Annotated in this window: 6 protein-coding genes; all 6 read right to left on the reverse strand. The window is 65.9% G+C overall.

Annotated elements, in window-relative coordinates; all coding sequences use genetic code 11:
• The coding region (locus A6M56_RS21270) for a polysaccharide deacetylase family protein (protein ID WP_286758407.1) at positions 1–534 on the reverse strand (534 nt) is incomplete at its 3' end.
• Between the two features lie 26 nt (positions 535–560).
• Positions 561–1,646 (reverse strand): glycosyltransferase, encoded by a 1,086-nt coding sequence (locus tag A6M56_RS21275; RefSeq protein ID WP_286758402.1) that lies wholly within the window; start codon positions 1,644–1,646, stop codon positions 561–563.
• Entirely contained in the window at positions 1,646–3,391 is a 1,746-nt protein-coding gene (msbA, locus tag A6M56_RS21280; protein ID WP_286758403.1) for a lipid A export permease/ATP-binding protein MsbA, read from the reverse strand. The genes A6M56_RS21275 and msbA overlap by 1 nt, the downstream gene beginning before the upstream one ends.
• 61 nt (positions 3,392–3,452) lie before the next feature.
• Entirely contained in the window at positions 3,453–4,595 is a 1,143-nt protein-coding gene (locus A6M56_RS21285; protein WP_286758404.1) for a glycosyltransferase family 4 protein, read from the reverse strand.
• Positions 4,592–5,686, reverse strand: a complete 1,095-nt coding sequence (gene rfaQ / locus A6M56_RS21290) for a putative lipopolysaccharide heptosyltransferase III (protein ID WP_286758405.1) — start codon at positions 5,684–5,686, stop codon at positions 4,592–4,594. Before rfaQ ends, A6M56_RS21285 begins: the two co-directional genes overlap by 4 nt.
• A 10-nt stretch (positions 5,687–5,696) precedes the next feature.
• On the reverse strand, positions 5,697–6,095 hold a 399-nt coding region (locus tag A6M56_RS21295; RefSeq protein WP_286758406.1), incomplete at its 5' end, for a histidine phosphatase family protein.

A 6,095-nucleotide genomic window follows, 5' to 3' on the forward strand; every position in this document is an offset into this window, starting at 1 on the left:
CGCCGCCAGCGTGGCGCGCGAGGCAGCCAGATCGTCGGCCAGCGCCTGATCGCGCTCGGTCTGATCGGCGATCTGGCGGTCCCAGCGGGTATGCGTATGCGTATGCGAATGGAAATCGAAGGTGCCGGCATCACGCATCGCTTCAACTTCCGACCAGCGCAGGAAAGCCGCGTCCCGCTTGCCCTCGGCGGCAGCGGCCATCGCCTGGCCGTGGGTCGGCACGTCCGGCACGCCGGGCTGGCCGGCATGCGGGCGAACCGCCCCGTCGCCCATCCAGCCGGTGATCAGGAACAGCGTCGCGCGCTGGCCAAATTCCTTGAGCACCGGGTGGGCATAAACCCAGTTGTCGAGGTAGCCATCGTCGAAGGTGACGAGCACCGTCTTCTTGGGCACCTGGCCGCTCGCCAGAATCTGCGCAAACTGGTCGGTGGACAGGGTGCTCCAGCCATTTTCCGCCAGCCACTGCATATGGGCCCGGAAGTTGTCCGGCGCACAGGTCACCAGCCCGGGTTTCGGGCTGATATGGTGATACATCAGCACGGGCAGCGGCTGCCCCCAGCTCATTGCGCCTCCAGCAGGCGCTGATACACGGTTTCCATGCCTTGCGCCATCACCTCGCGGGCAAACTTGCGACGGACGAATTCGGCGGCGTTGGCGCCCATCGACTGGCGCAACACCGGGTCGGCCAGCAGGCGGCTGAGCGGCTCGATCAGGGCCTTGCCGTCGTGGGGCGGCACCAGATAGCCGGTCTTGCCGTCGAGAATCACTTCCGGCACCCCATCGACGTTGGACGCCACGGCCGGCAAGCCCATCGCGCCGGCCTCGATGAAGGCCGTGCCGAGCGCTTCCTGATGCGTCGGCAACACGAAGACGTCGAGCGACGCGAGGACGTTGGTCACGTCGCGACGCAGGCCGAGCAGATGGATGCGTTCTTCCAGTCCGTCGGCGGCAATGCGCGCCTTCAGGTTGTCGGTCTGCGGCCCGTCGCCGGCGAAGACGAAATGGGCATTCGGAAAGCGCTTCAACACGTCCGGTGCCGCATCGAGAATGTCGGCATGTCCCTTCTTGGCGCGCAGGATGGCGACCGTTCCGACGAGCAGCGTATCGGCTGGCAGGCCCAATTCGTCGCGCAGATTGCCCTGCACGGTGGAGCGGTCGTAGCGCGAGAAATCGACGCCGGTCGGAATGGTCGTGATGCCTGCGCGCGGCACGCCGGCCTCGACCAGATAGTTTTCGACAGACTTGCTGACCGTCACGACATGATCAGGCAGCACGCTGTAGGTGAATTTCGAGGTGATGGGCAGCGCCAGATGACGGGTGCGGACAATGCGCGGACGATGCATCAGGGTGCGCGCCGCCATGCCGGCCAGCTGGGTATCGCGGCCGCTATGCGTATTGACGATGTCGGCTTTGAAACGCTTGATCACCGTGCGCAGGCGGAGGATCGCCGGCAGGTCGATGGCGCCGCGCATGTCGACGACAAACGTTTCAAAGCCGGCCTCCCGGGCGCGATCGAGAAGGCGCGCCCCGGGCCGGCCGACGACGGCCAGCGTGTGCCCCCGGTCGCGCATCGTGACCAGCTCGTTCAGTGTGCGGTTTTCCTGGCCGCCCCAGCCTTTCGACGACTCGGTATGCAGGATGCGCATCAGACGGCCACCTCTTCCGCCTTCTGCATGCGGTACAGACGGGCATACAGACCGTCATGGGCGAGCAGTTCGGCGTGCGAGCCCTCTTCCTGCTTGTGGCCGTGGGCAAGCGCGATGATACGGTCGGCGCGTTCGATGGTCGACAGACGGTGGGCAATGACCAGCGTGCTGCGCCCCTTCATCAGTTCGTCAAGCGCCGCCTGCACGTGGCGCTCGGATTCGGTATCAAGGGCCGAGGTCGCCTCGTCGAGGATCAGGATCGGCGCATTCTTCAGGATGGCCCGGGCAATGGCCAGACGCTGACGCTGACCGCCGGACAGCTTGACGCCGTTCTCGCCGATCATGGTATTCAGGCCATCGGGCAGGGCCTCGATGAATTCCAGCGCATGGGCTGCCTTGGCCGCGGCGCGGATTTCGTCGACCGTGGCATCGCGCTTGCCGCCATAGGCGATGTTGGCCGCAATGGTGTCGTTGAACAGCACGACATCCTGGCTGACCAGCGCGATGTTGTCGCGCAAGCTGTTCAGGCGGATGGTGGGCAGCGGATGGCCGTCAATGCGGATTTCGCCCGAATCGAGGGCATAGAAGCGCGGCAACAGGTTGGCCGCCGTCGTCTTGCCACTGCCGGAGGGCCCGACCAGCGCCACGCACTCGCCGGGACGCAGGGTCAGGGACAGGTTTTCCAGTGCCGGCCGCTCGGCCCCCGGATACGTGAACGTCACCCGATCGAACTCGACCAGCCCCCTGGCCCGCCCCAGTTCCTCTTTGCCTTCATCCGGTTCGGCGGCCTCGTCAATCAGCGAGAAAACGCTTTCCGCTGCCGCCAGGCCGCGCTGAATCGGCGCGTTGACGTCGGTCACCCGCTTCAGCGGCGCCATCAGCATCAACATCGCCGTCACGAAGGAAACGAAGCTGCCCACCGTCGTCTGGTCATGCGACGCCTGTTTGAGGGCGACGCCCATGATGATGGCGACGCCGGTGGCCGCAAAGAACTGAACCAAGGGCGATTGCGCTGATGATGCCATTGTGCCGCGCATGGCCAGACGGCGCTGCTCACGGACGGATCGGTAAAAGCGCTCCTCTTCGTAGGCCTGACCGCCAAAAATCTTGACCACCTTATGCCCTTCGATGGTCTCCTGCAGCACCTGAGTGATTTTGCCCATCGATTCCTGCTGGCCACGGGCAACACTGCGCAAGCGCTTGCTGAACACGCGCACGACGATGGCAATGAACGGCACCACGGAAAGCGTGATCAGCGTCAACTGCCAGTTCAGCCAAAGCAGCCAGATCAGCAAACCGATGATGGACAACGAATCCTTGATCAGCGAGGTCAGCGCATTGGTCGCCGCGCCGGCAACCCCCGTCACGTCGTAGGCGATGCGCGACATCAGGCGGCCGGACAGATTGTCGCTGTAATAACGGGTCGGCAGGCGCACCATGCGGGCGAACATGGCCTGGCGCAATTCGGCAACGACGTTATTGGACACCCAGCTCATCAGGTAGTCGCCGAGGAAACCAAAAATGGCGCGCACCAGAAAAATGCCCATGATCGCCAAGGGGTAGAACAGCCAGTCCCAGGGGCCGTTGGCCTTGGAAAAACCGTCATCGAGCAGCGACTTCATGATCGCCGGAAAGACCGGCTCAGCCAGCGAGGAGATGCCCATGCACGCCAGCGCGGCAAGAAAGGCCTTCCAGTATGGCCGAACGTAGGTCAGCAGCCGGAGATACAACTCGCGGCTGGTCATGTCATGAGACATGCACATCCTTGAAGCAAAAAGTAGAACCCGCGATTATACCCGGCCTGCGTTAGCGGCTCAGCCTATGGTAAAGCGCCAGCAGGCGGTCGGCCATCGCCGGCAGGGTCAGCGGTTCGGCCACGGCACGCGCGGCCTTTCGAGCCGCCGCGTTGCCGGCCAGCCCGGCCAGGTCGTCGAGGCGCTTCGCCAGGCCATTGATATCGACGGCATCGACCACCCAGCCGTTCTCCCCGACGCGCACCCATTCCTGCGCGCCGCAGGTCGTCGAAGTGAGCACCGGCAAGCCGCTGGCCAGCGCCTCCAGCGCAGCATTGGGGCACGGGTCGTACAGGGTTGGCAAGACGAAGCCGTCGGCAGCGCCGTACCAGGGGCGAACATCCTTGAACGGCCCGGTAAACAGCACGCGCTCGCTCAAGCCGAGTTGCCCGGACAGCTTACGCATCGCACTCAGCTTGCGGTCGGCGCCGACGATGACGATGCGCGCATCGGTGCGCTGCATGCGTGCCGCCGCCCGTAACAGTTGCGGTACGCCCTTGCGCTCGAAACCGCTGCCAACGAACAGCAGGACCGGCGCATCGTCCGGAATGCCGGCTACCGACCTCGTCGCTTCGCGGTGTTGGCCGGCCAGCCCGGGATGAAATGCCTCGGTATCGACCCCGTTGTAGATCACCTGCAACTTGTCCCGAGCAACGCCGTAGTAGCGCGCCACCTCGTCGGCCACCATCTGCGAATTGCAAATGACTGCCTGCAGGGCGGGATGGGCGAACATCGCCCTTTCCGCCCCCAGCACATAGCGGTGATACGGCGACCACCGCTGCGTCAGTCGCTGCAGCGAACCAAGGCTGCGTGCCCGATGGTCGAGCCAGGCGGCATGCACGCCGTCGCCGGCCCGGAAGATCATGCAGCCGGGAATGCGTTCGTGCGACTGAGTGATGTCAAAGCCCCCCTTCGCCATCTCGGCTTGCGCTGCGGCGGCAAAGCTGCGGTCGCGTGCCGCCCGGCCGCCGAACAGCCGCGAATAGGGCGGATCGCAGGTGATCTGCCGGAAACCGGCGCGGGGCGCACCGTCCCAGTTGCGGGTAATGAGCGAAACTTCGGCCCCCTCGCCGGCCAGCGCCCCGAGCGCGCGCTCGACGAAGCGCTCGGCACCGCCGAACGGGTTGTAACGCTGGCGAATGATGGCGATCTTCACGTGCCCAGCAGTTCCTGCACTGCTGCCAGCACGTCGTCGACGGCAATCGCCGTCAGGCAGTCGCTGACCTTGCCGCCGCCGCAACCGTCGTGACCGCAGGGACGGCACGGATGCACGGCGCTGGCCACGACGCGGCTGTTGGCGCTCCACGGCCCCCACTGCTTGTCGCCGGACGGCCCGAACAGCGCCACGGTCGGCGTGCCCACCGCCGCCGCGATATGCATCGGCGCCGAATCGACACCGATGAACAATTTCGCCACCTGGGTCAGCGCCGCCAGCTCCTTCAGCGACAACTGCCCGGCCAGGCTGAAGGCTGGCCGGGCCAGCCGCGTCTGGATGGCCGCCAGCATGTTCTGCTCGTCTTTGCTCGGCGCTGCCGTCAGCACCACCGGATGACCGGCCGCCTGCAGCCGCTCGACCAGCGTCGCCATGCGCTCGACCGGCCAGCACTTGAAGAACCAGCGCGAAGCCGGGTGGACATGGATGAAATCCTTGCCCTTCAGGCCAAAACCAGCCAGATGGACTGCCACCGCCGCCTCGGCCGCCGCCCCCGGCACCAGCGTCAGGCGCCGCTCGTCCGGCCGCGGCTGGATGCCTAGGCGGCGCAGCGCATCGAGATTGGTCTCCGCCATGTGGCGCAGCGGATTATGCAGGGTCTGCAGGTGCGAGAAGCTCCGTTGCCAGCGCTTGGGCCGCCCCTTGACCACCGGTCCGACCGACCAGCGCGGCTTGAGCAGCCGGCACAGCCAGGCCCCGCGCCAATGCTCGGTGAGGTGGATGAGCAGGTCGTAACCCCGCGCCTTGAGCGCGTTGTACAGCGCCAGCTCGGCCTTGAGCTGGCCCATCACCCCCAGCTGCTTCCACTTGCGGTCGATGGTATGCACCTGCGCGATGGCCGGGTGCAGCGTCAGCATCTCGGCCGTATCGGCATAGACGAGCGCATCGATTTCGGCCTGCGGCGCATGCGCCTTGAGCACCGAAAAGACCGGCGAACTGACCAGCACATCGCCGTGATGGCGCAGCTTGATGACCAGCGCGCGGCGGATTTCTCCAACCGGTATCGCGTCGCGCAGGGGCGTGAAATTTTCCATACCCGGCATTTTAGCGGGGGACATCGACCCGCGTGCAGGTGCCGTAGGCAAAGCTCAGCATCGTCCACCGCTCGGGCGGCAACCCCTGCCAATGCGCCACGAGCGTCCGGATCACCCCGGCATGGGTGACGACCACCGCCTCCGGCACGGTGAGCGATGCGACGAAATCGAGCGCCCGCCGCTGCAGGTCGCGCGCCGATTCGCCCCCCGGCGGCGCATAGCCGGCGACATCGGCGGCCCAGGCATCCAGTTCGGCGCGCGGAATATCGTCCCAGCGCCGCCCTTCCCACACACCGAAATGCATCTCGGCCAGACGATCGTCGATCATCGGCCGGGCTGCCAGACAGGCCGCCAGCTCGCGGCAGCGGCGCAAGGGGCTGGTCCACACCGGCACATCGCGTGGCAAGCC

Origin of the sequence: Ralstonia sp. RL, assembly GCF_001683835.1 — a bacterium.
In the GTDB taxonomy this organism is placed as follows: Bacteria; Pseudomonadota; Gammaproteobacteria; order Burkholderiales; family Burkholderiaceae; genus Ralstonia; species Ralstonia mannitolilytica.

Excerpts from the sequence above, each read along its gene's own strand:
- A6M56_RS21275 (WP_286758402.1), bottom strand. The coding sequence starts at position 1,646 with ATGCGCATCCTGCATACCGAGTCGTCGAAAGGCTGGGGCGGCCAGGAA.
- msbA (WP_286758403.1), bottom strand. The coding sequence starts at position 3,391 with ATGACCAGCCGCGAGTTGTATCTCCGGCTGCTGACCTACGTTCGGCCA.
- rfaQ (WP_286758405.1), bottom strand. The coding sequence starts at position 5,686 with ATGGAAAATTTCACGCCCCTGCGCGACGCGATACCGGTTGGAGAAATC.